Source organism: Neisseria sp. P0022.S009, from assembly GCF_051956675.1.
GTDB lineage: Bacteria > Pseudomonadota > Gammaproteobacteria > Burkholderiales > Neisseriaceae > Neisseria.
Genome location: NZ_JBQCXE010000030.1, coordinates 1 through 675 on the forward strand (window position 1 = coordinate 1; position 675 = coordinate 675).

The 675-nt window shown below is 58.1% G+C and carries 1 protein-coding gene; it reads right to left on the reverse strand.

All coding sequences use genetic code 11. The features are described 5' to 3' along the window. Window positions 1-675, reverse strand: a 675-nt coding sequence (locus ACTHUG_RS11275) for a contractile injection system protein, VgrG/Pvc8 family (RefSeq protein WP_440386819.1), incomplete at both ends; no start/stop codon positions are given.

A 675-nucleotide genomic window follows, 5' to 3' on the forward strand; every position in this document is an offset into this window, starting at 1 on the left:
TAGTTTGACGCGGTAACGGCCCATGTCGTCGATATAGGCGTAGGTGCAGTTCTCCGCCGCAGTTACACGTGCGGGTAGTGTGCCGGCGATATGCGGACGCGGGGTGATGCGTTCGGGACGGTAGGCGTGTTGGGCGGGGATGGCGGTAAAGGTGTGGCTGTAGGCGGTATCGCGGCTGCCGCTGTGTTCCATGGAAAGTACCAGCCAGCCGTCGGGGGCTTCTGGGAAGGAGACATCGGTTTGGAACACCTTCATCGGTGTCATGGAGACGACGTTGCCGCTACCGTTGGCAACGGTTTGACGGCAGAGGTTGGCTTCGTTCAACAGGGTCGTCTGAACTTGGGCTTCGTCGGGGGTTTTGGGATGAAGGCCCCAATGCTGCTGTTTGCCCAATAAAACGGTGTTGTCGGCTGACTCTTCGGACTGTTTGTTGTCGGTTTCGGCAAAGAGGTCGGTATCGGCACTGCGGTAGTTGTAGTCGGCCGTGCGTATGCCTTCGACGATGGGGTTGTGGCGGATGCTTAAGTTGAACAGTGCTTCGGTACCGGCACTCTCCAATCCGGCATGGGGACGGTAGGAAACGGGTAGGCCTTGGCTGCGCAAGTAGTGTTCGGGACTGTCGCCGAAGACGACTACGTCGCCATGTTGTTCATGCTGTTCGAAGGCATACCAAAT